Origin of the sequence: Micromonospora sp. WMMD1128, assembly GCF_027497235.1 — a bacterium.
Classification (GTDB): domain Bacteria; phylum Actinomycetota; class Actinomycetes; order Mycobacteriales; family Micromonosporaceae; genus Micromonospora.
Genome location: NZ_CP114902.1, coordinates 1,283,050 through 1,306,903, shown reverse-complemented (window position 1 = coordinate 1,306,903; position 23,854 = coordinate 1,283,050). Strand labels below are relative to the sequence as shown.

The following is a 23,854-nucleotide window of genomic DNA, read 5'->3' as shown; positions in this document are numbered from 1 at the left end:
GCCGGGCGTGGATATCGTCGGCGCCATGGTCGACCTTCTCGTGCTCGGCGGGCTGGGCGTGGACGTCCGCGCCCGGGTGCCCGCGCTGCCGCTGCCCGCCGCAGACTCGCTGACCGTGCCCCCGGTCGATCTGCGGATCGGCAACACCGGCGCCGGGGACGCCTTCGCCGCCGGGCTGATCGCCGCCCGGCTGCGCGGCGCCGGCACGCGGGACGCGGCCCGGTACGCCGCCCGGGTGGCCGCCGCCGCGTGCGCCCACGACGGGATGGAATATCCGGACGGGCTACTGCCCCGCGACTGACTCTCAGATCGCGCCGGTCTCGCCGTCGGTCAGCTCGCGCAGGATGTCGGCGTGCCCGGCGTGCCGGGCGGTCTCCTCGATCAGGTGCACGAGCACCCAGCGCAGCGACACCTCGCCGAGCTGCGGGTGCGGCACCACGTGGTCGAGGTCGAAGCGGGCGGCGATGGCCCGGGACCGGGCGCAGGCCGCTTCGTACGCCGCGGCGAGCGCCTCGACGGTGTCGTCGGGACCGAGCGTGTAGCTGGCGTCGGCGTCGGCCTGGGAGGTGAGGTAGACGTCGCCCGGCTCCGGCGCGAACAGCCGGGCGAACCAGTTGCCCTCGACCAGGGCGAGGTGTTTGAGCAGCCCGGCCAGGGTGGTCAGCGAGGGCACCAGCCGCCGGGCGGCGTCGGCGTCGGTGAGACCGCGCGCCTTGCGCAGCACGGTGGCGCGGTGGAAGTCGAGGAACGCGTCGAGGATCGCCCGTTCGTCGCCCGTGCGGGCGAGGACCGGGCCGAGCGTCGGATCGATCGTCGGGGTCGCCATCTCCGGACCCTAGTCGCCGGACCGGGCCGCCCGCTGCCCCGCTATCCGCTGCGCGTGCCCTCCGCCCGGGGCAGGATGGTCGTATGGCTTCCTCGGTGCACATCCCACTGGTCGGCGGCGCGGCCGACGGCGAAACCGTCACGGTCGAGCTGGACGCCAACGGCCGCCCGCCGCTGACCCACCACCACCTGGGGCCGGGTGGGCTGGCCGAGGCGCAGATCTACGAGTTGGAGTCCGGGGACCGGCCGGAGCACGAGTGGGTCTACAGCTGGCGCGGCCCGGCGGCCTGACCGCGCCGGGCCACCGAGCCGCCTCGGCCGCTGGGCCGCCCGGGCCGCTGGGCGGTCGGAAGGCTCAGGCGGTCGGGGTCAGCGTGCGGGCCCGGATGCTGTCCAGCACGCTCCGCGTCACCTGCGAGGTGCCGCGCGCCTGGTCGCACACCTCCGCCACCCGGCGGGCGGTCTCGCCGGCCCGGGCCGCCCGCTCGTCCCAGAGCCGGTCCACCTCGGCCAGCAGCGGGCCCTCCACCTCCCGCTCCATGCCGCGCAGCGCCGGCACGCCGAGCCGCTGGGCCAGGTCGAAGACCTTTCCGGCGTACGGCAGCGGCAGGAACGGCGTGTTCATCATCGCCGCGAAGATCAGGAAGTGCAGCCGCATACCGACCGCGAGGTCGAAGTGGCGCATCAGGCCGAGGATCTGCGCCGGACGGTAGTCGCCGTGCAGGATCCGCCCCCGGTCCGCGGCGATCATGTGGGACAACACCCCGTGCGAGTGTCGGATGTCGTCGCGTTCCATCGGGACGAACAGCACATGCGCGTCGATGCGGTGCACCAGGAAGTCGCCGATCTGGGCGAGCAGCCGGTGGTAGCCGTCGACGTCGAGGCGTTCCGCGGCCCGCCCCGGCTCCCGCACGCTCAACCCGACCAGCCGGGAGCCCGCCGGCACGCCCTCCTCGCGCAGCCACTGCGCGGGGAACTCCTCCGGCGTGAGCAGGAACGCCGGGTCACCGGTGACGGTGATCGGGTTGACCAGACCGGCCTCCTCCAGCACCATCCGCGACTCCTGGTCGCGGACGGTCACCTCGACCGCCTGCGCCAGGGTCTCGCGCACCATGCCGGTGTCCACCCCGTCGGTGAGCGGGCCGACCCCGACCGCGTACGTGAGCAGCGGCAGACCCCGCTCCTGGGCGACCCGGACCACCCGCAGGTAGCGCCGGGCCTCCTTGTCGTAGAGGATCCCGCCACCGCCGAGGATGAGCAGGTCGAGCTGGTGGAGCACCTGCGAGGAGTCGACCCGGCTGACGCCCTCCCACGGCACCGCCTCGACGTCGGGGTGCGCCAGCGCGGTGTGCGCCGGGTTGCGGGAGAACACGATGATCCGCGCGTTCGGCTCGTGTTGGCGCAGATCGGCCAGGAGACCCGTGAGGATCGCCTCGTCGCCGAGGTTGCGTCCGCCGTACGAGCCGAGCACGCCGATGGTCAGTCCGGTGCGTTCCCGCATCCGTGGCTCCTTCCCCGGGGCGTCGCGGTGGCGTTCCCGCGTTCCCGGTCAGGTAACCCCGCCAAAGCACCCTTCAACCCCCAAAGTGCGCGGGTTAGGCGGGGGCCCTTGTTAACGCCTCCGGTAGAGAAGGGGCCCCCTCTCACCGCGAGGCGTTAATAGGGGCCCCCGCCTAACCCGGTTGCCCGGTGGGCGCGCGACACGCACGGTGGGACGGTGAGCAGTCAGTCGAAGATCCGCGTCCGCTGGCACGAGTTGCCGGCACACGTCCGTACCGCGGTCGAGGCCATCCTCGACGACCGGGTGGTGGCGGCGGAGTCGCAGCCGGGCGGCTTCTCCCCAGGCACCGCCGACCGGGTCCGCACCGCGCGCGGCGGGCGGGCCTTCGTCAAGGCGGTCAGCCCGGCGCAGAACGACCGCAGCCCGACCATGCACCGGGCCGAGGCCCGGATCGCCGCCGCGCTGCCCGCGCACGCGCCGACGCCCCGGCTGCTCGGCAGCCACGACGACGGCGACTGGATCGCGCTCGTCTACGCCGACGTCGAGGGCCGGCACCCGGTCACCCCGTGGGACACCGGCGAGCTGGCCGCCGTACTGTCCACCCTGGAGTCGATGGCGGCCACGCTCACCCCGGCCCCCGCCGTCGCCACCGCCACCGCGACCGAGTCGCTCGCCCACGACTTCGCCGGCTGGCGCCGGATCGCCGCCGACCCGCCGGCCGACCTCGACCCGTGGGCCCGGGCGCACCTGTCCGAGCTGTGCGCCGCCGCCGACCGGGGCCTGGCCGCCCTGGCCGGCGACACCCTCTGCCACCTCGACGTCCGCGCGGACAACCTGCTGCTCGGCCCGGACGGCCGGGTCACCGTGGTCGACTGGCCCTGGGCCTGCCGCGGGCCGGCCTGGTTGGACACCCTGCTCGCCGTCGTCAACGTCCAGGTGCACGGCGGCCACGACCCGGACGCCCTACTGGCCACCCGGCCGCTCACCGCGCGCGTCGACCCGGCCGACCTGACCGGGGCGCTGGCCGGCTTCACCGGCTTCTTCCTCGACGGCGCCCGGCAGCCGCCGCCGCCGGGCATCCCGACCGTCCGGGCGTTCCAGCGCCTACAGGCCGACGCGCTGTTGCCGTGGCTCGCCCGCCGACTGGGTCGATGAGGTCAAACCCGCTTCGTGTACGCGACGAAAGCGCGCCAGGACGCGAAGGTGAGCGTCGCGCCGCTTCGGGTGCGCGACGCGTCAGGACGCCGGCCCGAAGCCCAGCGCCGGGCGCTTTCGTATACGCGACGTCAGGACACCGGGCCGAAGGTCAGCGTCCGGCCGCTTTCGTATACGCGACGAAGACGCGCCAGGACGCCGGAGCGAAGGTGAGCGCCGGGCCGGACGGGTCCTTGCTGTCCCGCACGCCGACGACACCGGGCAGGTTGTCGGCCACCTCGACGCACGAGCCGCCGTTCGAGCCCGAGCGGGCTGACTTGCGCCAGCGCGCATCCGTCAGATCCATGAGCCGGCGGCCTCCTTGATCAGGTCGAAGGACTCTCTGCGGGACAGTGCCTCGCCACGGACGGCCTCCCACTTCCGCTGCAGGCTAGCAAGGTCATCACTCTGGTTGACGACCTGCGCCCGAACCTGGTGATCGAGGTGAGCCAACACTGATCCGTCACTCAAGGTGGCCAGAATGAAACCGCCCTGCAAGGCAGGGTAGAGGCCAGCTTCCTCGGGCACCACCAGGATCTGCACGCTGGGCAGTGCCGCCATCTTCACCAGGTGGGCGAGCTGCTGTCCCATCAGTTCGGTGTGCTCCACCAGCGGCCGTCGCAACACCATGATGTCCAGCACGGCGATGAGCGGGCAGGGATGGGCGCGGGTCAGGATCCCCTGTCTGCCCAGCCGGGAGACCACCCGTTTGTCGATCTCCTCCTCGGTGAGCAGGCTCTCCGCAAGCGTCATCCGAGCGTAAGCCTCGGTCTGCAGGATGCCCGGCACGTAAGCCGGTTCATACCACCGCAGCAGAGTCGCCTCTCCTTCGCTGTCCACCCAGGCGCGTAGCCATGGCGGCGTCGCATCAGCAGCCGAGGCGTGGCGGAGCATGCGGAGGAACAGGCCGCCCGTCTCCAGCGCCTGATCCATCGCGGTCAGGTAATCGATCTTCGGCGGGCGCTGACCGGTCTCCACCCCCGACACGTGCGACGGGGAGTAGTTGATCCGCCGGGCCAGTTCCTCCTGGCTGAGCCCGGCCCGCACGCGCGCCTGGCGCAGCTCGCCGGCGATGAAGTCCCACCACGACCCACCCACGCTTTCCCCTTTCGCGTCGAAAACTCCCACGCCCGCCCGGGCCCAGCCCCGAGCCCACCCAGCCGCTACCAGGAACGACGTGGCGGCTTCCCACCGTAGTGCCGTCCTCTACAGACTGTCATCCGGTGGTCCGATTCCCGCTCGGCCGCCACCGGGCCGCCCCGATGTCCCCCCGATGCCGGGGCGGCCCACCCTCCGCCTCGAAGGAAGGTCGTGATGAACGTGGCCGCGTTTCCCGTACCCCGGCTCGGGCCGCACCCGGACCGGCCTCGCGCCTGCCCGCCGGGCCAACCGGCGCACCTGCCGATCCGACCGCTCTGGCTCTGCCGCGCCTGCGGCTCGCCGTGGCCCTGCGCTCAGGCGCGGCTGCTGCTCACGGCCGAGTACGCCGACCGCCCCGTCGACCTGGCCGTCTATCTGTCCGGGCTCTATCACGAGGCCACCCACGACCTGTTCCGGCTCGACCCGCACGCGGGGCCCACGCCCCGCGAGCTGTTCGACAGGTTCGTCGGTTGGGGCCCGTACCGCCGGGGTGTGGTCGGACCGGCCTAGGCTCGACCACCGTGCCCGCCGAGCTGACGGTACGTCCGGCGACGCCGGACGACGACCCCGACCGGATCTTCGACCTGCTGTGGCAGTTGGCCCCTTCGGACGACCGCCCCGACCCGGACGCTCTGGCCGGCGCGTGGCGGGATCTGCACGCCCAACCGGGCCGGACGCTGCTGCTGGCCTTCCTCGGTCCGCGACTGGTCGGCACGGTGGACACCCTGGTCGTGCCGAACCTGACCCACGGGGCGCGGCCGTTCATGCTGGTGGAGAACGTGGTCGTCGACGAGGCGGCCCGGCGTCGGGGGGTGGCCGGCGCGCTGATGCGGTCCGCCGTCGACAGCGCCCGGTCCGCCAACTGTTACAAGGTCCAACTGGTCTCGAACCGACGCCGCGTCGAGGCGCACCGCTTCTACGAGAGCGCCGGCTTCACGCCGTCCGCCACCGGCTACCGCCGCTACCTCTGAACTCCCCCCGCCCCGCCCGCCCCTCCTCGGCGATCACGCCGGTCATGGAGTTGCGGTGCCAGGGAATGCCACCTTCGACCGTTTCGTCCACGACCACAACTCCATGATCGACGCAGCTCGCGGGTGCGGGTGCGGGTGCGGGTGCGGGTCGGAGATCTTGGTACGGAACGGCCCCCACAGGGGCACTTTGCTACCAAGATCTCTACGCTCTCACCTATCGAGAGATCTATCCCGACAGGCGAGAGGGAAGCGGGCGGAGGGGCACGGAGTACGAGCGGGCACGGGGGCGCGAGCGGGCACGGGGGCACGAGCGGGCACGGGGGCACGAGCGGGCACGGGGGCGCGAGCGGGTGTGGGCTACCGGCGGGGCGGTGCCAGGGCCGGGATGCCGAGCGGGTCGGTCAGCAGCGGGGAGAAGCCCAGTTCGGCCGCCCCGATCAGGGTGGCGTCGTAGCCCAGCGCCGAGACGGCAAGCCGGGCCTTGTCCCGCGAGACAGGCAGCACGTTCGCCGCGATCCGGCTGCGCACCTGGGTGGCCGCGCCGGGGAACACCTCGCACAGCGTGCCCCCGAAGATCACCACACCGGGGTTGAACAGGTTGATCAGGTTGGCCACCCCGATGCCCAGCCAGTCACCGATGTGCCGCAGGGCCGCCCGGGCGGCGGCGTCGCCCTGCTCGGCGGCGGCGACCACGGCCCGGACCGCGTCGCGTCCCCGGTGGTCGGCCGGGCGGCCGGCTTCGTCGAGCAGCGCCCGCTCGCCGACCTCGGCCTCCAGGCAGCCCCGGGAGCCGCAGCCGCAGGGCCGACCCTGGTACGGGTTGACGAGCATGTGCCCCACCTCGGAGCCGTACCCGCCGTCGCCGCCGAGCAGCTCCCCGCCGACGATGATCCCGCCGCCGACGCCGACGTCGCCGTGCAGGTAGATCAGGTTCTGCGCACCGACGCCGGCGCCGCGCTGGTGTTCCGCCATCGCGCCGAGGTGGGCCTCGTTGCCGACCAGCACCGGCAGGCCCAGGTCCAGCCGCCGGGCCAGCTCGGCGCCGAACGCCTGATCCACCCAGCCCAGGTCCGGCCCGAACCGGACCATCCCGTCGCCCGGCCGGATCATCCCGCAGTAGGACGCTCCGATGCCCACGCACACCGCCCCCGGCGGCGCGTCCCGGTGCAGCTCCCGCCCGAAACCGGCGAGCACGGAAACCACCGAGTCGAGGTCGACGCCCGCCCGCGGCCGGGTCGCCTCCAGCCGGGCCGACACCGCCCCGCCGAGGGCGACGCGGGCGGCCACGAGCCGGTCGACCGCGATGTCGAAGGCCAGGACGTAGACGGTGTCCGACTCCGGCCGGACCACGAAGGACGGACGCCCCGCCCGGCCGCTCGCCGTGGCGGGCACCTCCCGGACCAGGCCGGCCGCCGCGAGTTCAGAGGTGAGGGCCAGGACCGTGCTGCGGTTGACGCCCATCCGGTCGGCCAGCTCGACGCGGGAGGCCGGGCCGCCGAGGTGGACCCGGCGGAGCAGCGCGCCGAGGTTGCGGCGACGGGTGTCCCCCTGCGCCTGCCGGTCCGCGGCCAGATCCTTCAGCATCGACCACCTCGTCAGCGGACACGTCTCGTGTCATCCGAGGATAGACCGCACCGTTCCGACGGCACGCACGGTCGATCCGGCGCGGGTGGCGGCTCAGCCGGGAGCCCGTGCGCTGTGGGTGAGGAACGGCAGGACCGCCGCCGGCAGGGCGGGCGACGTGACCACGTCGGCGTGGGTCAGGCCGGGCAGTATGGCCAGCCGGGACGCTGGGCGGTCGTCCGTGTCCCGCCGGCCGCCGCCGAGCAGGGCGAAGAAGTCGGCCATGTGGCGCACCGGGATCGCGTCGGCGTCGGCGAAGACCAGCAGCACCGGCATCGGCAGCGCGGCCACCTCGGCCGACCAGTCGTAGTCGCGGCGCAGCAGCTCACCGCTGCGCGCCCAGAGCGTGGGCCAGTCCTGCGGCCGGGGCGCGACCCGCGCGTACCGTTCGTGGGCCGGGGTGCCGCGCATCCGTTCGGCGGCGCGCTCGTCGTGGGCGGACATCGCGGCCAGCGGCTCCGGGTGCCAGCCCCGCCGCCGGAACGGCGTGGAGACCAGGACCAGGCGGCGGACAAGCGTGGGGTGCTGGATGGCGGTACGCAGGGCCACCCCGCCGCCGAGCGAGTAGCCGAGCAGGTCGACCTCGGGCAGGTCGAGGTGGTCCAGCAGCGCGGCCAGGTCGTCGGCCATCGACTCGTGGCGCAGCGGCCGGGCCACGTCGGCGGTGCGGCCGTGGCCCTGGAGGTCGACCGCGATCAGCCGGCGGCGGGTGGCGAGCGCGGGCCGGACCGCCGCGAACGTCTCCGTCGAGCCGTAGGAGCCGTGCAGCAGCACCAGCGGCTTGCCGGCGCCGTGCTCCTCGTACCAGATCCGCAGCCCGCGTACGTCCGCATAGCTCACCGCCTGATCGTGCCGCCGCGGGCCGCGTCGGCGGGTGCGTTCGCTCAGCCGCGGGGGCGGGCGCGCAGGTGGGCGCGCTCGCCCTGGCTGCCGAAGAGGCTGAGGAACTCCACCCCCTGGTCGTCGGCGCGGCCGAACCAGTGCGGCACCCGGGTGTCGAACTCGGCCGCCTCGCCGGGGGCGAGCACCAGGTCGTGTTCGCCGAGCACCAGGCGCAGCCGTCCGTTGAGCACGTAGACCCACTCGTACCCCTCGTGGGTCTTCGGCTCGGGTTCGGCCCGGCCGCCGGCCGGGATGATCAGCTTGTACGCCTGGATGCCGCCGGGCCGTCGGGTGAGCGGCAGCATGGTCATCCCGAACGCGGCGACCGGCCGCAGGTGGATGCGCGGATCGCCGGTGGGTGGCGCGCCGACCAGCTCGTCGAGGGTGACGCCGTGCGCTTTGGCCAGCGGGAGGAGCAGCTCGAGCGTGGGCCGGCGGCCACCGGACTCCAGCCGGGACAGCGTGCTGACCGAGATGCCGGTGGCGGCGGAGAGGTCGGCGAGCGTGGTCTCCCGCTCGCGGCGCAGGGCGCGCAGCCGGGGGCCGACCGCGTCGAGGGCCTGGTCGAGGTCGTCATCCATGCCCCCAGTTTGCCACAACGGCAACAAGGCTTGCGGTTTTGCCAGGGACCGTCGCACGCTTGGCTCGGAGGTGGTCACGATGACCGAACTGAGGGAAGACGGCTACGAGGTGTTGGTGATCGGCGGCGGCGCGGCCGGGCTGAGCGGGGCGCTGATGCTGGCCCGGGCCCGCCGGTCGGTGCTGGTGGTCGACGGGGGCAACCCGCGCAACGCGCCGGCCGACGGGGTGCACGCGCTGCTGGCCCTCGACGGCGTGCCGCCGGCCGAGCTGCTGGCGCGCGGGCGGGACGAGGTCCGCCGCTACGGCGGGCACCTGCTCACCGGCGAGGTCGAGGCGGTACGCCGCGACGGCGACGGGTTCGACGTGACGCTCGCCGACAGCCGCCGGGTGCGCGCCGGCCAGGTGCTGGTGGCCACCGGTCTGGTGGACGAGCTGCCGGAGGTGCCCGGGCTGCGCGAGCGCTGGGGCCGGGACCTGGTGCACTGCCCGTACTGCCACGGGTGGGAGGTGCGCGACCGGCCGATCGGGGTGATCGGCAGCGGCCCGATGTCGGTGCACCAGACGCTGCTGTTCCGGCAGTGGAGCGACGACGTGGTCCTCTTCCGCCACGCCGCGCCGCCGCTCACCGACGAGCAGGCCGAGCAGCTCGCCGCGCGCGGCGTGCCGGTGGTCGAGGGCGAGGTCGCGGCCGTCGAGGTGGTCGGGGACCGGCTGACCGGGGTACGCCTGCGCGACGGTCGCACGGTCGCCCGCGAGGTGCTGACCGTCGCGCCCCGGATGGTGGCGCGGGCCGGGTTCCTGGCGGCGCTGGGGTTGCGCGCGGTGCCGCACGAGAGCGGGTCGGGCGAGTACGTGCCGGCCGACCCGGCGGGGCGTACCGAGGTTCCCGGGGTGTGGGTGGCGGGCAACGTGACCGACCTGTCGGCGCAGGTCGGCGCCGCGGCGGCGGCCGGCGCCCGGACGGCCGCGATGATCAACGCGGATCTGGTGGCCGCGGAGACGCGCGCGGCGGTCGAGGCACGTCGCGGGGGCGACCGACCGCGCGAAACGGCCCTAACCTGACAATTCTTCCCCTAGGTTGGAATGCGCAGGAGGCAGTCGAGCGCGGGGGGCGACGTGGAGAGCTATCCGGCGATCGAGGATCACGGGCTCATCGGCGACCTGCAAACCGCCGCGCTGGTGACCTGCGACGGCACGATCGACTGGTTCTGCGCGCCGCGCTTCGACTCGCCGAGCATCTTCGCCGCGCTGCTGGACCGGGAGAAGGGCGGCTACTTCCGGATCGCCCCGCACGACGTCAGGTACGTCACCAAGCAGCTCTACCTGCCCGGCACCCCGATCCTGATCACACGGTTCATCAGCGCGGACGGCGTCGCCGAGGTGATGGACTTCATGCCGGTCACCGGCGAGCGGATCACCGACGCGCACCGCCTGGTCCGCATGGTCAACATGGTCCGGGGCAGCATGCGCTTCAAAGTCGAGTGCCGGCCCCGGTTCGACTACGCCCGGCAGAAGCACCAGCTCGAACGCCACCGCAACGGGTACGTCTTCCGCAGCCCGTCGGAGACCCTCACGTTCAACCCGGTCGACCCGGTGCGGCAGCTCATCGCCCAGGGCGGCGACATCCGCCTGGACGACGACGACCTGGTCGCGTACGGCACGCTCAACGAGGGCGACACCGGCGGGGTGGTCCTGGAGACGGCCGGCACGGAACCACGGATCATCTCCCCGGAAGAGGTCCAGGGGATGTTCGAGTGGACCCGGGACTACTGGCGGCGCTGGGTCGAACGCTCCCGCTACACCGGCCGGTGGCGGGAGATGGTCGAACGCTCCGCCATCACGCTGAAGCTCATGACGTACGCGCCGACCGGCGCGATGATCGCCGCGCCCACCGCCGCGCTGCCCGAGCTGGTCGGCGGCACGCGCAACTGGGACTACCGCTACACCTGGGTACGCGACACCTCGTTCTCCGTGCACGCGCTGCTCGGCCTCGGCTTCACCGACGAGGTCAGCAGCTACATGAACTGGCTCGACGAGCGGATCCGCGAGGCCGGCGACCACCAGGACCCGTTGAAGATCATGTATCGGGTGGACGGCTCCTCCGACCTGCACGAGGAGGTGCTCGACCACCTGGAGGGCTACCGCGGCTCCCGCCCGGTGCGGATCGGCAACGGCGCGGCCGACCAACTCCAGCTCGACATCCACGGCGAGGCGCTCTACGCCATGCACCTCGCCGACGAGCAGGGCATCCGGGTGTCCCACCAGGTGTGGAAGAGCACCGTCCGGATGGTCGACTGGCTCTGCCACAACTGGGACCAGCGCGACGCCGGCATCTGGGAGAGCCGGCACCACCCCCGCAACTACACCTTCGGCCGGGTGATGTCCTGGGTGGCGCTTGACCGGGCCATCCGGCTGGCCACCCGCACCGGCCGCCCCGGAGACATGAGCTGCTGGATCGAGCAGCGGAACCGGATCTACAACCAGGTCATGGCCCGTGGTTACCACCGGGAACGCGAAAGCTTCGTGCAGGCGTACGACGAGAACGTGCTCGACGCCGCGCTGCTGGCCATGCCGTCGGTCGGCTTCGTCACGCCGAGCGACCCGCTGTGGCGCTCCACCCTGGCGTCGATCGAACGGGACCTGGTCTCGGACAGCCTGGTCCACCGCTACGACCCGGTGCACTCCCCCGACGGCCTCCCCGGCCACGAGGGCACCTTCAACATGTGCACCTTCTGGTACGTCGAGGCGCTGGCCCGCACCGGACGCCTGGACGACGCCCGCCTCACCTTCGAGAAGATGATCACGTTCAGCAACCACCTCGGCCTGTACGCCGAGGAGATCGCCGCGACGGGTGAGCAGATCGGCAACTACCCGCAGGCGTTCAGCCACCTCTCCCTGATCAACTCGGCGCTGGCGCTGAACGACCTGATCGACGCCGAGGCCGACGCCCGCCGCCGCCAGTAGCCCGGCTCGCCTCGGGCTCGGGCTCGGGCTCCGGCTCGGGCTCCGGTTCGGGCTCGGGCTCCGGCTCGGGCTCGGGCGCTTGATCGACTCCATTCCGGTGAGGTGGCGGGGTCCCGGTCGGTCCGATGCCGCCATGTCGGCGTAGTGGTGTCGATCACCGCCGATGTGGGCACCAGAGCGTTGTGGCGGAGGAACGGGGGGCCGGCGCGGAGCCGGTGGTGTTGTTCGCGTCCCGGTGGTGGCCGGCGGTGCTCGTACCGCTCGGCCTGCTCGCCGTGGCGGTCGCGATCGGCGTCCGGCTGCACGCCGCTTCCCTCATCGTCTTCATCGGGACGACCGCCGCCACCGTCGTCTCGGCCTGGCTGCACCGGGACGGCGCGCTGCTCGCCGACGCCACCGGGCTGCTGGTCCGACATCGGGGCACTGTCACCCGGAGCTACCGGTGGTCCGAGATCCACCAGGCCGGGCTCGCCCGTCCCGGCTTCGGCCGGCTCGCGCTCGCCGTGTACCCGGACGGCGGCCGGTGGGACGTGCCCGGCCCGAACAGCGCGGTCATGGTCGGGCAGGTCTGGCTGTGGCGGCAGCCCGACCCGGAGAGCCGCGAGCGGATCGAGGCGGCGCTGCGCGACCACGGCGTCCGCGTCGTCGACCCGCTCGCCTGATGCCTTGCCGAAGAAGCCATGACCTGGGACGCTCCGGCAATGATCGACAAGCCGGGCGTGGACGAGCGGCTCCTCGCGGCCGAGGTGGCCGACGCCTGGGCCGTGGACGTCGCCGACCTCGTGTTCCTCCCGGTCGGGCTGGACGGGCAGGCATGGGCCTACCGGGTGGACACGTCCGACGGCGGGCGGTGGTTCCTGAAACTGCGGCGCGGCGAGTTCACCTCCGCCGCCGTCCGGCTGCCCGGCTTCCTCCGCACCCGCGGCGTCCGGCAGGTCGTGGCGCCGGTGGACCTGGCCGGCGGCGGAACCGCCCACCGGTTCGGCGACTACCAGCTCCTGCTCTACCCGTACCGCGACGGCGGCAGCCTCTGGGGTCGCGGTCTCACCGACCGCCAGTGGATCGAGTACGGCGAGTTCCTCGCCCACCTGCACGCGGTCCCGCCCAGCCCCGAGATCGCCGCCGTCCTGCCGGTCGAGACCTACCGGTCGCGGGCCGGGCAGCGGCTGCGGACACTGGGCGGGCAGGCCGCGACGAGCGCGACCCTCGGCGCGTTCTGGCACCGGTACGGCGATCCGCTGCACCGGCTGGCGGAGACGGTCGACGAGCTGGCCGCGAGCGTGCCGCCGGCCCCGCACGTCATCTGCCACGCCGACATCCACCCCGGCAACCTGATCGCCGACGGCGACGGCCCGCTGCACGTGGTGGACTGGGACGCGCCGATCCGCGCGCCGCGCGAGCGGGACCTGATGTTCGTGCACAGCCGGGACTTCGGCGACCACCCGATCGACGCGCGCCGCGCCGCGCTCTTCCGCCAGGGGTACGGGCCGGCGGAGCCGGAGCCGACGTTGCTGAGCTACTACCGCGCCGAGCGGCACCTCGACGACGTCGCCGCGTTCCTCGCCGGCATCCTCGACCCCGGTGCCAGTGCGGAGTCCCGGGCGAACGACACGCACTGGCTCACCCGCATCGCCGAGACCGTCGCCGACCCGGGCTACACGCCCTGAACTGTGCTGGTGGGTGGTGGGCGCGGCAGGTTTCGAACCTGCGACCCCTCGCTTGTAAGGCGAGTGCTCTCCCGCTGAGCTACGCGCCCGGTACGCCCGTACGGCGGGCCGGAGCGGCAAGCTTACCTGCCGGCCTCCGGCCCGGTCGAACGTGTCTGGGGGTGGGATCAGGCGGCGACGGCCTCCGCCAGCGCCTTGCGCCAGCCCTGCTGGTCGCGTGCCTCGCCGGGCATGTTCATCTCGGCGAAGCGGACCACGCCGGCCTTGTCGATGACGAAGGTGCCCCGGTTGGCGATGCCGGCGACGTCGTTGAAGACGCCGTACGCCTGGGCCACCGCGCCGTGCGGCCAGAAGTCGGCGAGCATCGGGAACTGGTAGCCCTCCCGGTCGGCCCAGATCTTGTGGGCGTAGACCGAGTCGACGCTGACGGTCAGCACCTGGACGTCGTCGTTGGCGTAGTCGTCGAGGTTGTCCCGCACCTCGCACAGCTCGCCCTGGCAGATGCCGGTGAAGGCCAGCGGGTAGAAGACCAGCAGCACGGTCTTGCGCCCCCGGAGGTCCGAGAGCCGGACCTCCTGGTTGTTCTGGTCCTTGAGCAGGAAGTCGGGTGCCTCGGCGCCAACCTCGATGGGCATGCGTGCTCCTACTTCTTGCTCTTGGAGCCGCGCCGCAGCACCAGGCGGGCGCCGTTCCAGTCGCGGCCGGCGTTGATGGTGGAGGTCTGCTGGAGGCCGGCGCTCTGCGCGCTCTCGGCGACCTCACTCGGCTCGACGTGGCCGTCCCGGCCGGCCTTGGGCGTCAGGAGCCAGACCACGCCGTTGTCCGCCAGCGGCCCGAGGGCGTCGACGAGGAGCTCGAAGAGGTCACCGTCGCCGTCCCGGTGCCAGACCAGTACCGCGTCGACCACCTCGTCGGTGTCCTCATCGACAAGTTCTCCACAGCGGTCGGTCAGGGCGTCCCGGAGATCGGAATCGACGTCGTCGTCGTAGCCCATCTCCATGACGACCATGCCCGGTTCGATGCCGAACCGGTCCGCCAGGCTGCGTACCCCGTCGGCGGCCTGACCAGCGGTCGCGCTCACTGTCGCGTGCCTCCTCATCTCGTCCCTGCTCGTGGTGCCCCGTGACACCGTCCGGCCCAGTCCACACAGTTGCGGCTCGCTGCGCAAGTGGCGCACCGGTTGGAAGGGAATTTACCGTGCCAGCAGCGTACGGGCACCCTGGGTGATGGCTTCCTCGGAGACGAGCACCTGGTGAGCAGCCGGACCTAATGGTACAAACGAGTCAAGTGCGGCCACTCGTCGCGCCGCGCCCACGTAGCCGGTGTCGACGAGCGCGGCCAGCACCCCCTCGCCCACCCCGCCGGAGCGCCGCGTCTCGTCCACCACCAGCACCCGGCCGGTCGCCGACGCCTCCCGGATGATGTCCGCCACCGGCAGCGGGGCGAGCCAGCGCAGATCCACCACCCGACTGCCGACGCCCTCGTCGGCGAGCGTCGCCGCCGCCCGCAACGACATCCGCACCCCGTTACCGAAGGTGATGATGGTGAGGTCCTCGGCCGAGCCGATCCCGTACACCCGGGCCCGGCCGACCGGCACGTGCCGGTCCGCCCAGGCGCCCGGCTCGGCATACTCGGCCAGCCACTCGCCGTCACCGTCGGCGTAGAGGTCGCGGGCGTGGTAGAGCGCGATCGGCTCCAGGAACACACAGACGGCGCCGTCCACCCGGGCCGAGGCCAGGCAGGTACGCAGCATCGGTGCGGCGTCGTCCGGCCGGGCCGGCACCGCGATCACCAGCCCCGGCACGTCACGCAGCACCGCCACCGAGTTGTCGTTGTGGAAGTGCCCGCCGAAGCCCTCCTGGTACGCCAGCCCGGCCACCCGTACCACCATCGGGTTGCGGAACGCGCCCCGGGAGAAGAACCGCATGGTGGCCGCCTCGCCCCGCAACTGGTCCTCGGCGTTGTGCAGGTACGCCAGATACTGGATCTCCGGCACCGGCAGCATGCCGGCCAGCCCGGCGCCGAGCCCGAGCCCGAGGATCGACGTCTCGTCCAGCAGCGTGTCGAACACCCGCGCCGCCCCGAACCGGTCCCGCAGCCCCTTCGTCACCCCGTACACCCCGCCCTTGGCGGCCACGTCCTCACCGAACACGGCCATCCGGGGATGGTCGAGCATGCCGTCGGCGAGCGCCGCGTTGATGCTCTGCGCCAGCGTCAGCGGCCCGGTCAACTCCGGCGGCTTGCCGCCGAACGCCTCCGCCCGCGCGCCCGCGCCCGGCCCCGCCGCGTACGCCGCCGACCCGGCGATCGCCCGGGACACCCGCGCCGGGCGGCGCGGCGCCAGCTCCGCCACCACCTCGACCGGGGACGTCAGCTTCGGCTCGTCCAGCACCTCTTCGGCGATCCGGCGTAGCTGCCAGCCCCGCTCGTCGTACCGGGCCAGCAGTTCCTCGCCGCTCGCGAAGCCGGCCGCGACCAGCCGGCGGGCGGTGACCAGCAGCGGATCCCGCGCCACGTCCGCGGCGATCTCCGCCGGACTCCGGTACGCCGACTCCGCGTCCGCGCCGGCGTGCCCCATCAGTCGTACCGTGCTCAGGTGCAGCACGGCGGGCCGGCGGTGCCGGCGTACCCAGGCCGCCGCCTCCGCCGCCACCCGGTGGGTCTCCACCACGTCCGTGCCGTCGGCGGCAAAATAGCGGAGGCCGGGCCGCGACCGCAGCGTGGCGGCCACCCACCCCTGCGGTGAGCGCACACTGATCCCGAACCCGTTGTCCTCGCAGACGAACAGCACCGGGATGCGCAGGCCGGTGTGGTCGTACCACCCGGCGGTGTTGAGCGCGGCGGTGGCCGTGGCATGGTTGACCGAGGCGTCGCCGAACGAGCAGACCACCACCGCGTCCGGCGGCCAGGACACGACCTCCGGGTCGCCGTCGACGCGCCGCCCGTCCCGGCGCAGCCGCTCCAGGGCCAGGCCCAGGCCGACGGCCCGGGGCAGGTGCGAGCCGATGGTCGAGGTGGTCGGCACGACCGCGAGGTCCGCCCGGCCGAAGACCTTGTGCCGGCCGCCGGCGAGCGGCTCCGCCGCCGAGGCGACCATGCCCCGCAGCACGTCACGCGCCGCCGACGCGTAGGCGTCGTCGAGGGCCGGCGGCGGCAATCCGGGTACGCCGACAGTGGCGTCGCCGTCCGCGTCCACGGCGACGCCCGCTCCCGCCGGCAGGCTGGCCGCCTCCACCTCCGCCCCGGCCGCAGGGCGACCCGCTTCCGCACCCGCACCGGCAGCCGTCCCGCCCGCGCCGGCACCCGCCGCGAGGCGACCCGCACCGGCGTCCGTTCCCGCCGCGAGGCCGCCCGCCTCGGCGTCCGTTCCCGCCGCGAGGCGACCCGCCTCGGCACTGTCCTCGCCCGAAGCGGCGACCTCACCCGAATCGGCCCCACTGGAGGCGGCATCTCCACCCGAGCCGGTAACCCCGCCCGAGATGGCGGCTTCATCCGTTTCCAGCCGCCCAACCCGAGCGCTAGCCGCCGCAGAGCCAGGCACAGGTTCGAGATCTTGGTACGAAATGGCCCCCATAGGGGCACTTTCCTTCCAAGATCTACTCGCATCCCGCACTTCAGAAGATCCATCTCGGAAAGCGGGATCGGTGCGGGCGCCCGGGCCGGGCGTCGGCGAGTCGGGCGAAGCGGGTACCGGCGAGTCGGGCGAAGCGGGCGCGGGTGGAGCGGGCGCCGGCGAGTCGAGTGGGGCGAGCGCCGGCGAGTCGAGTGGGGCGGGCGCCGGTGGCGCGCTGGCTGGGAAGGCACCGGCGGCCTGGGCGGCGCGGAGGCAGTAGAAGGCGCCGGAGCGGTAGTGCAACAACGCCGGATCGGTGGGGCGGAGCGCGGCGGCCACCCCGGCGTTGCCCTCGTGGCCGGCCGACCCGATCGTGTAGTAGCCCTCACCGAAGCCGCGCAGCCAGCGCCCGGCCAGGTCGAGCAGCCGGCTGGTGACCTGCGCGTCGAACAGCGCCAGTGCCTGCGCCCCGGTCAGCCCCCGACCATCGGGCCGCGCCGCACCGTCCCGCGCCAGCCCGCCATCACTCGGCAGTCCACCAGAACGCGGCGGCTCACCGTCACGGGACGGATTGCGGTCGCGCGGCAGCGACTCACCGTCGCGCGGCAGCGGCTCGTCGAGGTCGCGCCGCTGGTCCGGCGCGCCGAGCGCGGCCAGGTCGGCGCGGAGCTGGTCGTCGAGATCGTGCGGGGTGGTCACGTCGGACAGCATTACCGACTGATGCCCACCTCGCCCAGTCGGACACGTTCCACGCGGCGTGGCTCAGTTCTCGCCGCACTCCGCCGGGCACCCACCGTCGGACACCTTCCAGACCAGCTCGCGCAGCGTGGTCAGCTCGGTGACGCTCAAGCCGTCGAGCAGTCGGGAGTCCGACATCACCCGCCCGACCTGCTCGCGCACCTGCCGGCCCCGGGCGGTGACCACGAGCGCCTTCTGCCGCCGGTCGGTCGGGTCGGTACGCCGCTGCACCAGACCGGCCTGCTCCAGCTTGTCGGCCAGGCCGGTGACGTTGGACCGGTCACAGCCCAGTTGCTCGGCGAGTTCACGGGCCGGCAGCGGATGATCCGGGTCCAGCGCGTACAGCGCCCGGGCGGCGGCCGGGGTGAGTCCCAGCGCGGCGATCCCCTCGTCCTGGTGGTGCCGCATGGCGGCGGCGACGTGCAGGAGCCGACGCACGGTGTCTCCGGCCAGGCCGGCCCGTTCGCCGTCGGTGGGCACGGTGGGTGGCGCCATCAGGCCAGCATACGTGATTCATCAACAATTGAGCTGATCTACTATGCGGTCCGGGCACCGACGTCCGCGCCGACCACTGCCGGCCGGACCGCCCGGCGGGCGGCGAACGCGCCGGCCAGCAGCAGCGCGGCGGTGGCGAGCGCCGGTGGCAGCGCGAGCGCGCTCCCGTCCGCCCCGGCGGCCGTCAGGCCCAGGTGCAGGCCGCCCACCACGGTCACGCCGAGCACGGCGGCGAGCAGCGTGCCGGTGGAGACGAACGCGGAGAGAGCAGCCGCCGCGCTCGCCGGGACGACGTCGGCGAGCCGGGTGACGAGCGGGCTGAACGCCGCCGCGTGCGCCGCCCCACCGAGCAGCAGCAACGCGCTGCCGGCCGCCCACGGCCAGCCCCGCGCCGACAGTCCGGCGACGGCCACCGTCGCCGCGGCCAGCACCAACGGCCCGGCCACCGGCAGGATCACCCGGACCGGTCCGGGAAGTCGGGCCACCGCCAGGCCGCACAGGGCGAAACCGGTGGCGTACGGGAGGAAGGCCAGCCCGGCGGCGAGCGCGCTGAGTCCCAGCACGTCCTGCGCCCGCAGGGTGAACACGAACAGGAAGCCGGCGTAACAGCCCATCACCACGCAGCAGGCGAACAGTCCGGCCGGCACGACAGGATGGCGCAGCACCGTCACGTCCAGCAGGGGCGCCTGGTCCCGCCGGGCCCGCCGCTGCTCGTACCGGAGGAACAGCCGTAGCCCGACGGCGCCGGTGGCGACCGCGACCACGCGGATCCACGTGGCGGCGTCGAGGACCAGCGGCAGCACGAGCGTGAGCATCGCCGCTGCCAGCAGCGCGGCGCCGGGCAGGTCGAGTGGCTCCCGCCGGAGCGGTACGGCCGGCGGGTCGGCCAGGACCCGCCGGCCGACGAGGTGCAGGACCACCCCGACCGGCACATTGACCAGGAACGCCAACCGCCAGGTGAGCCCGCCGAGGTCGAGCGTCACCAACAGCCCGCCGAGGATCTGGCCGGCGGCCACGCCGAGGGCGAGAACCATCGAGTACGCCCCGATCGCCCGCGCGCGGGTCGCGTCCGGCAGCGCGCTGCGGATCAGCGCCAGCACCTGCGGCACCATGAGCGCGCCGGCCGCGCCCTGGGCCACCCGGGCGAACACCAGCGCGACAGGTGTCGGAGCGAGTCCGCAGGCGGCCGAGGCGAGTGTGAAGCCGGCCAGGCCGAGCAGGAAGACCCGGGGGCCGCCGTGTCGGGCGCCGAGCCGCGCGCCGACCACCACGAGCACGGCGAAGGTGAGCGTGTAGCCGGCGAGCACGAGTTGCTGGACGGCGGCCGGGCCGCCCAGGTCGGCGCGGATCGCGGGGGCGGCGACGGCCGCGATCGAGGTGTCCATCGAGGCCATCGCCTGGCCGGTGAGCAGGACGACGAGCAGTGCGGCGGGACGTGGGGGCGATGCGGTCACGCCGGCCACCCTGCCGGCCGCGCGCCGCCCGGGTCTTGTCGATCCTTGCGGGCCGCCGCGTGTCGGCCGGGCCGCCTACGCTGATCCGCGTGCGCACCGCGAGTCGACTGCTGGCCCACCCGGACTTCCGGGTCAGCGTGGTGCGCTGCCGCGACGACCACACCGGCTGGTCCGCGCCCGAGCCGGCCGGCGCGTACGGTCTGGTGCTCACCCGGCGCGGCGCGTTCCGGCGGGCCGGGCGCGGCGGCGAGACGTGGGTCGGGCCGACGGTCGCCTACCTCAGTGTGCCGGGCGAGGAGGAACGGTTCGCCCATCCGGCGGGCGGCGACGAGTGCACCTCCGTGCACCTGTCGCAGCGGCTGTGGCGGGAGCTGTTCGACGACCGGCCGGTGCCGGGCACGGTGCACGTGGACGGCCACGTGGATCTCGCCCACCGGCTGCTGCTGCGCGACGTCGCCGACCCCGACCACGCGGCGGCCGAGCGGTTGGTCCGTCTGGTCGGCCGCGCCGCCGCACCGGTGACGAGCGGCGGCGGGCCGGGTCGCCGGCTGGTGGAACGGGCCCGGGCCGCGCTGCACGACGACGCCCCGGAGGCCGCCGGGCTGCTGCCGCTGGCCCGGGCGCTCGGCGTCTCGCCCTACCGGCTCAGCCGCGAGTTCCAGGCCCGGGTGGGGGTGCCGCTGACCCGCTACCGTAACGGCCTGCGCGTGGCGCGGCTGCTGGACCGGATCGAGCAGGGTCAGGTGCGCCTGGCCGAGCTGGCCGGTGAGCTGGGCTTCGCCGACCAGGCGCACCTGACCCGCACGGTCCGCGCCCACCTCGGCCACACCCCGGGTGAGCTTCGCCGGCTGCTCGGCTGACGTAGCCCGCACTCCTCCGCAGGCCACGTGTTCGGCGAGGGGCACCGCCCCCGGGGGATCAGGCGGGGAGGAAGGAGAGGCGGACCTGGCGGTCGGGGTTGTCGCCGTTCGGGTCGACCAGGCAGATCGACTGCCAGGTGCCGAGCTGGATCCGGCCGCCGAGCACCGGAAGCGTCGCGTACGGCGGCACGAACGCCGGCAGCACGTGGTCCCGGCCGTGCCCGGGTGAGCCGTGCCGGTGCCGCCACCTGTCGTCGGTGGGAAGCAGGTCGTCGAGCGCGCGGAGCAGGTCGTCGTCCGACCCGGCGCCGGTCTCGATGATCGCCAGCCCGGCCGTGGCGTGCGGGACGAAGACGTGCAGCAGCCCGTCGCCGGCCCCGGCGACGAAGCGTTCCGCCTCGGCCGTGATGTCCCGGACCGTGGGCCGGGAACCGGTCCGGACGTTGATCACCTCACTGCGCATAGGGCGCATTCTGCCGCAGCGGCCCGGTCCCCCGCCGGTGCGGTCGGCGTACCCGCCGGTCGCACAAAGTTACCGGCGGGTATCTGTGTTCAGCGTCGCGTCTGGGGGAGCCAGACGTGACGACGAGCGCCACGAGGGGGCAGGATGGCGCTAGAGACCTATCCCACTCAGAACCGAGGGAACGCCTGTGGCTACGGAACGCAAGCGCCCGGTGATCACCGCTGGTCTGCCGAGCCAGCTTCCGGACATCGACCCTGAAGAGACAAGCGAATGGGTCGAGTCGCTCGACGGTGTCATCGACGAGCGCGGAACCAAACGCGCCCGGTACGTCATGTTGAGCCTGCTGGAGCGGGCCCGCGAGCGCCAGGTCGGGGTGCCCTCCCTGACCACCACCGACTACATCAACACTATCCCGCCGGAGAGCGAGCCGTGGTTCCCCGGTGACGAGCACATCGAGCGGCGGCTGCGGGCCTACATCAGGTGGAACGCCGCCATGCTCGTGCACCGGGCGCAGCGCCCGGAGATCGGCGTGGGCGGCCACATCTCCACGTACGCCAGCTCCGCGTCCCTCTACGAGGTGGGCTTCAACCATTTCTTCCGGGGCAAGGACCACCCCGGCGGCGGCGACCACATCTACTACCAGGGTCACGCCTCCCCCGGCATGTACGCGCGGGCGTTCCTGGAGGGCCGGCTCAGCTCCGAGCAGCTCGACGGCTTCCGGCAGGAGCTGTCGCACCCCGGGGGCGCGCTGCCGTCGTATCCGCACCCGCGGCTGATGCCGGACTTCTGGGAGTTCCCCACCGTGTCCATGGGCCTCGGCCCGCTGAACGCGATCTACCAGGCCCGGTTCAACCGCTACCTGCACCACCGCGGCATCAAGGACACCTCCCAGCAGCACGTCTGGGCGTTCCTCGGCGACGGCGAGATGGACGAGGTCGAGTCGCTCGGCGCGATCGGCGTGGCCGCGCGCGAGGAGCTGGACAACCTCACCTTCGTGATCAACTGCAACCTCCAGCGGCTGGACGGCCCGGTCCGCGGCAACGGCAAGGTCATGCAGGAGCTGGAGGCGTTCTTCCGGGGCGCCGGCTGGAACGTCATCAAGGTGGTCTGGGGCCGGGAGTGGGACCCGCTGCTCGCGGCGGACACCGACGGCGCGCTGGTCAACCTGATGAACACCACGCCCGACGGTGACTACCAGACCTACAAGGCGGAGTCCGGGGCGTACGTCCGGGAGCACTTCTTCGGTCGGGACGCGCGGACCCGCAAGATGGTCGAGCACCTCTCCGACGACGAGATCTGGAACCTCAAGCGGGGTGGCCACGACTACCGCAAGCTCTATGCGGCCTACAAGGCGGCGACGGAGCACACCGGCCAGCCGACGGTGATCCTCGCCAAGACCATCAAGGGCTGGACGCTCGGCTCGCACTTCGAGGGCCGCAACGCCACGCACCAGATGAAGAAGCTGACGCTGGACGACTTGAAGCTGTTCCGCGACCGGCTCTACCTCGACATCCCGGACAAGCAGTTGGAGGAGAACCCCTACCTCCCGCCGTACTTCACGCCGGACGAGAAGTCGGACGAGATGGAATACCTGCGGGAGCGGCGTCGCCAGCTCGGCGGCTACCTCCCGTCGCGCACCACCGCGCCCAAGACGCTCGCCATCCCGGGCAGCGAACGGTTCGCCGACGTCAAGCGCGGGTCGGGCAAGCAGAAGGTGGCCACCACGATGGCCTTCGTCCGCCTGCTCAAGGACGTGATGAAGGACAAGGAGTTCGGCAGGCGCTGGGTGCCGATCATCCCGGACGAGGCCCGCACCTTCGGCATGGACTCGCTCTTCCCGACCCAGAAGATCTACTCGCCGCACGGCCAGCGCTACACCTCGGTCGACCGGGAGCTGTTCCTGTCGTACAAGGAGTCGACGACCGGGCAGATCCTGCACGAGGGGATCAACGAGGCCGGTTCGGTCGCCTCGTTCACCGCCGCCGGCACGTCGTACGCCACGCACGGCGAGCCGATGATCCCGATGTACATCTTCTACTCGATGTTCGGGTTCCAGCGCACCGGCGACGGGTTCTGGGCGGCGGCCGACCAGATGGCGCGGGGCTTCGTGCTCGGTGCCACCGCCGGCCGGACCACGCTCAACGGCGAGGGGCTCCAGCACGAGGACGGCCACTCGCTGCTGCTCGCCGCCACCAACCCGGCGGTGGTCGCGTACGACGCGGCGTTCGCCTTCGAGCTGGCGCACATCCTGGAGAACGGCCTGCACCGGATGTACGGCGAGGCGCAGGAGAACGTCTTCTACTACCTCACCGTCTACAACGAGCCGATCTTCCAGCCGGCCGAGCCGGAGGGTGTGGACGCCGAGGGCATCGTCAAGGGCATCTACCGCTACTCGCCGGCGCCGCAGGTCGGCGACGACGCACCGAAGGCGAACATCCTCGCCTCCGGCACCGGCATGCAGTGGGCGCTCAAGGCGCAGCAACTCCTCGCCGAGGACTGGGGCGTGGCCGCCGACGTGTGGTCGGTGACGTCCTGGACCGAGTTGCGCCGCGACGCGGTGGAGTGCGAGGAGCACAACCTGCTCAACCTCGGCGAGGAGCAGCGGGTGCCGTACATCCAGCGGAAGCTGGCCGACGCCGACGGGCCGAAGATCGCGGTGAGCGACTGGATGCGCGCGGTGCCGGACCTGATCGCACGCTGGGTTCCGGGCGACTACACCTCGCTCGGCACCGACGGCTTCGGCATGTCGGACACCCGGCACGCGCTGCGCCGCCACTTCCACGTCGACGCCGAGTCGATCGCGGTCGCCACGCTGCGGCAGCTCGCGCTGCGCGGCGCCGTCCCGGCCCACGTGCCGGCCGACGCCGCCCGCAAGTACGCGCTCGACGACGTGACGGCCGCCCCGGTGGGCGAGACCGGCGGCGACAGCTAGATGTAAGGAG

The 23,854-nt window shown here is 73.2% G+C and carries 24 protein-coding genes and 1 tRNA gene; 11 read left to right on the top strand and 14 right to left on the bottom strand.

Annotated features, from left to right (window positions below; translation table 11 throughout):
• Window positions 1–25 precede the first annotated feature (25 nt).
• Entirely contained in the window at window positions 26–301 is a 276-nt protein-coding gene (locus O7602_RS06380) for a PfkB family carbohydrate kinase (RefSeq protein WP_281587288.1), read from the top strand.
• A gap of 3 nt (window positions 302–304) precedes the next feature.
• On the opposite strand, the gene O7602_RS06375 is transcribed toward O7602_RS06380, so the two are convergent.
• The gene (locus O7602_RS06375) at window positions 305–826 is read right to left on the bottom strand and encodes a DinB family protein (protein ID WP_281587287.1); all 522 of its coding nucleotides are present in this window, start codon (window positions 824–826) and stop codon (window positions 305–307) included.
• Between the two features lie 83 nt (window positions 827–909).
• Between O7602_RS06375 and O7602_RS06370 the strand changes: the two genes are divergently transcribed.
• Window positions 910–1,116: a hypothetical protein gene (locus O7602_RS06370; protein ID WP_281587286.1), complete on the top strand. Its 207-nt coding sequence runs from the start codon at window positions 910–912 to the stop codon at window positions 1,114–1,116.
• Window positions 1,117–1,180: 64 nt separating this feature from the next.
• Here the strand turns inward: O7602_RS06370 and O7602_RS06365 are convergent, their stop codons facing one another.
• Window positions 1,181–2,326 carry a polysaccharide pyruvyl transferase family protein gene (locus tag O7602_RS06365; protein WP_281587285.1) on the bottom strand — a complete coding sequence of 382 codons (1,146 nt, stop codon included), beginning with the start codon at window positions 2,324–2,326 and terminating at the stop codon, window positions 1,181–1,183.
• Between the two features lie 216 nt (window positions 2,327–2,542).
• Between O7602_RS06365 and O7602_RS06360 the strand changes: the two genes are divergently transcribed.
• Entirely contained in the window at window positions 2,543–3,481 is a 939-nt protein-coding gene (locus O7602_RS06360) for a phosphotransferase (protein WP_281587284.1), read from the top strand.
• Window positions 3,482–3,632: 151 nt separating this feature from the next.
• Here O7602_RS06360 and O7602_RS06355 read toward each other — a convergent pair whose 3' ends face one another.
• Window positions 3,633–3,827, bottom strand: coding sequence for a DUF397 domain-containing protein (locus tag O7602_RS06355; RefSeq protein WP_281587283.1), 195 nt, complete (start codon window positions 3,825–3,827; stop codon window positions 3,633–3,635).
• Window positions 3,818–4,618, bottom strand: coding sequence for a helix-turn-helix transcriptional regulator (locus O7602_RS06350; protein WP_281587282.1), 801 nt, complete (start codon window positions 4,616–4,618; stop codon window positions 3,818–3,820). Before O7602_RS06350 ends, O7602_RS06355 begins: the two co-directional genes overlap by 10 nt.
• Window positions 4,619–4,834: 216 nt before the next feature.
• On the opposite strand from O7602_RS06350, the gene O7602_RS06345 reads away from it, so the two are divergent.
• Both O7602_RS06345 and O7602_RS06340 read left to right on the top strand, forming a co-directional pair.
• Window positions 4,835–5,170, top strand: coding sequence for a hypothetical protein (locus O7602_RS06345; RefSeq protein ID WP_281587281.1), 336 nt, complete (start codon window positions 4,835–4,837; stop codon window positions 5,168–5,170).
• Between the two features lie 11 nt (window positions 5,171–5,181).
• Window positions 5,182–5,631 (top strand): GNAT family N-acetyltransferase, encoded by a 450-nt coding sequence (locus O7602_RS06340; protein WP_281587280.1) that lies wholly within the window; start codon window positions 5,182–5,184, stop codon window positions 5,629–5,631.
• 357 nt (window positions 5,632–5,988) lie between these two features.
• Here the strand turns inward: O7602_RS06340 and O7602_RS06335 are convergent, their stop codons facing one another.
• From O7602_RS06335 to O7602_RS06325, 3 genes are all read right to left on the bottom strand, one after another.
• The gene (locus O7602_RS06335) at window positions 5,989–7,215 is read right to left on the bottom strand and encodes an ROK family transcriptional regulator (RefSeq protein WP_281587279.1); all 1,227 of its coding nucleotides are present in this window, start codon (window positions 7,213–7,215) and stop codon (window positions 5,989–5,991) included.
• A gap of 93 nt (window positions 7,216–7,308) precedes the next feature.
• The gene (locus O7602_RS06330; protein WP_281587278.1) at window positions 7,309–8,094 is read right to left on the bottom strand and encodes an alpha/beta fold hydrolase; all 786 of its coding nucleotides are present in this window, start codon (window positions 8,092–8,094) and stop codon (window positions 7,309–7,311) included.
• A 44-nt stretch (window positions 8,095–8,138) separates the two neighbouring features.
• Window positions 8,139–8,717, bottom strand: a complete 579-nt coding sequence (locus tag O7602_RS06325; RefSeq protein ID WP_281587277.1) for an XRE family transcriptional regulator — start codon at window positions 8,715–8,717, stop codon at window positions 8,139–8,141.
• 79 nt (window positions 8,718–8,796) lie between these two features.
• On the opposite strand from O7602_RS06325, the gene O7602_RS06320 reads away from it, so the two are divergent.
• The 4 genes from O7602_RS06320 (at window position 8,797) to O7602_RS06305 (ending at window position 13,349) form a co-directional block, all read left to right on the top strand.
• Entirely contained in the window at window positions 8,797–9,780 is a 984-nt protein-coding gene (locus O7602_RS06320; RefSeq protein ID WP_281587276.1) for an NAD(P)/FAD-dependent oxidoreductase, read from the top strand.
• A 54-nt stretch (window positions 9,781–9,834) separates the two neighbouring features.
• Window positions 9,835–11,682 (top strand): glycoside hydrolase family 15 protein, encoded by a 1,848-nt coding sequence (locus tag O7602_RS06315; protein ID WP_281590152.1) that lies wholly within the window; start codon window positions 9,835–9,837, stop codon window positions 11,680–11,682.
• 182 nt (window positions 11,683–11,864) lie between these two features.
• Window positions 11,865–12,344: a hypothetical protein gene (locus tag O7602_RS06310; protein WP_281587275.1), complete on the top strand. Its 480-nt coding sequence runs from the start codon at window positions 11,865–11,867 to the stop codon at window positions 12,342–12,344.
• A 39-nt stretch (window positions 12,345–12,383) separates the two neighbouring features.
• Window positions 12,384–13,349, top strand: coding sequence for an aminoglycoside phosphotransferase family protein (locus O7602_RS06305; RefSeq protein WP_281587274.1), 966 nt, complete (start codon window positions 12,384–12,386; stop codon window positions 13,347–13,349).
• Between the two features lie 14 nt (window positions 13,350–13,363).
• On the opposite strand, the gene O7602_RS06300 is transcribed toward O7602_RS06305, so the two are convergent.
• From O7602_RS06300 to O7602_RS06275, 6 genes are all read right to left on the bottom strand, one after another.
• Window positions 13,364–13,438, bottom strand: a tRNA-Val gene (locus O7602_RS06300).
• Window positions 13,439–13,516: 78 nt separating this feature from the next.
• Window positions 13,517–13,984 carry a peroxiredoxin gene (locus O7602_RS06295; protein ID WP_281587273.1) on the bottom strand — a complete coding sequence of 156 codons (468 nt, stop codon included), beginning with the start codon at window positions 13,982–13,984 and terminating at the stop codon, window positions 13,517–13,519.
• An 8-nt stretch (window positions 13,985–13,992) separates the two neighbouring features.
• Complete coding sequence (locus tag O7602_RS06290; protein WP_281587272.1) at window positions 13,993–14,430, bottom strand: DUF3052 domain-containing protein; 438 nt, start codon at window positions 14,428–14,430, stop codon at window positions 13,993–13,995.
• Window positions 14,431–14,541: 111 nt separating this feature from the next.
• Entirely contained in the window at window positions 14,542–17,601 is a 3,060-nt protein-coding gene (locus O7602_RS06285; protein WP_348651312.1) for a thiamine pyrophosphate-dependent enzyme, read from the bottom strand.
• Between the two features lie 63 nt (window positions 17,602–17,664).
• Window positions 17,665–18,135 (bottom strand): MarR family transcriptional regulator, encoded by a 471-nt coding sequence (locus O7602_RS06280; protein WP_281587271.1) that lies wholly within the window; start codon window positions 18,133–18,135, stop codon window positions 17,665–17,667.
• Window positions 18,136–18,176: 41 nt separating this feature from the next.
• Complete coding sequence (locus O7602_RS06275; protein ID WP_281587270.1) at window positions 18,177–19,589, bottom strand: MFS transporter; 1,413 nt, start codon at window positions 19,587–19,589, stop codon at window positions 18,177–18,179.
• 89 nt (window positions 19,590–19,678) lie between these two features.
• Between O7602_RS06275 and O7602_RS06270 the strand changes: the two genes are divergently transcribed.
• Window positions 19,679–20,449 carry an AraC family transcriptional regulator gene (locus O7602_RS06270; RefSeq protein WP_281587269.1) on the top strand — a complete coding sequence of 257 codons (771 nt, stop codon included), beginning with the start codon at window positions 19,679–19,681 and terminating at the stop codon, window positions 20,447–20,449.
• A 58-nt stretch (window positions 20,450–20,507) separates the two neighbouring features.
• On the opposite strand, the gene O7602_RS06265 is transcribed toward O7602_RS06270, so the two are convergent.
• Window positions 20,508–20,912: a YjbQ family protein gene (locus O7602_RS06265; protein WP_281587268.1), complete on the bottom strand. Its 405-nt coding sequence runs from the start codon at window positions 20,910–20,912 to the stop codon at window positions 20,508–20,510.
• A gap of 187 nt (window positions 20,913–21,099) precedes the next feature.
• Here O7602_RS06265 and aceE point away from each other — a divergent pair, with 187 nt between their 5' ends.
• The gene (gene aceE, locus O7602_RS06260) at window positions 21,100–23,844 is read left to right on the top strand and encodes a pyruvate dehydrogenase (acetyl-transferring), homodimeric type (protein WP_348651311.1); all 2,745 of its coding nucleotides are present in this window, start codon (window positions 21,100–21,102) and stop codon (window positions 23,842–23,844) included.
• Window positions 23,845–23,854: the final 10 nt, after the last annotated feature.

Excerpts from the sequence above, each read along its gene's own strand:
- O7602_RS06320 (WP_281587276.1), top strand. The coding sequence starts at position 8,797 with ATGACCGAACTGAGGGAAGACGGCTACGAGGTGTTGGTGATCGGCGGC.
- O7602_RS06370 (WP_281587286.1), top strand. The coding sequence starts at position 910 with ATGGCTTCCTCGGTGCACATCCCACTGGTCGGCGGCGCGGCCGACGGC.
- O7602_RS06335 (WP_281587279.1), bottom strand. The coding sequence starts at position 7,215 with ATGCTGAAGGATCTGGCCGCGGACCGGCAGGCGCAGGGGGACACCCGT.
- O7602_RS06355 (WP_281587283.1), bottom strand. The coding sequence starts at position 3,827 with ATGGATCTGACGGATGCGCGCTGGCGCAAGTCAGCCCGCTCGGGCTCG.
- O7602_RS06380 (WP_281587288.1), top strand. The coding sequence starts at position 26 with ATGGTCGACCTTCTCGTGCTCGGCGGGCTGGGCGTGGACGTCCGCGCC.
- O7602_RS06365 (WP_281587285.1), bottom strand. The coding sequence starts at position 2,326 with ATGCGGGAACGCACCGGACTGACCATCGGCGTGCTCGGCTCGTACGGC.
- O7602_RS06375 (WP_281587287.1), bottom strand. The coding sequence starts at position 826 with ATGGCGACCCCGACGATCGATCCGACGCTCGGCCCGGTCCTCGCCCGC.
- O7602_RS06265 (WP_281587268.1), bottom strand. The coding sequence starts at position 20,912 with ATGCGCAGTGAGGTGATCAACGTCCGGACCGGTTCCCGGCCCACGGTC.
- O7602_RS06295 (WP_281587273.1), bottom strand. The coding sequence starts at position 13,984 with ATGCCCATCGAGGTTGGCGCCGAGGCACCCGACTTCCTGCTCAAGGAC.
- O7602_RS06345 (WP_281587281.1), top strand. The coding sequence starts at position 4,835 with ATGAACGTGGCCGCGTTTCCCGTACCCCGGCTCGGGCCGCACCCGGAC.
- O7602_RS06325 (WP_281587277.1), bottom strand. The coding sequence starts at position 8,717 with ATGGATGACGACCTCGACCAGGCCCTCGACGCGGTCGGCCCCCGGCTG.
- O7602_RS06305 (WP_281587274.1), top strand. The coding sequence starts at position 12,384 with ATGATCGACAAGCCGGGCGTGGACGAGCGGCTCCTCGCGGCCGAGGTG.
- O7602_RS06280 (WP_281587271.1), bottom strand. The coding sequence starts at position 18,135 with ATGGCGCCACCCACCGTGCCCACCGACGGCGAACGGGCCGGCCTGGCC.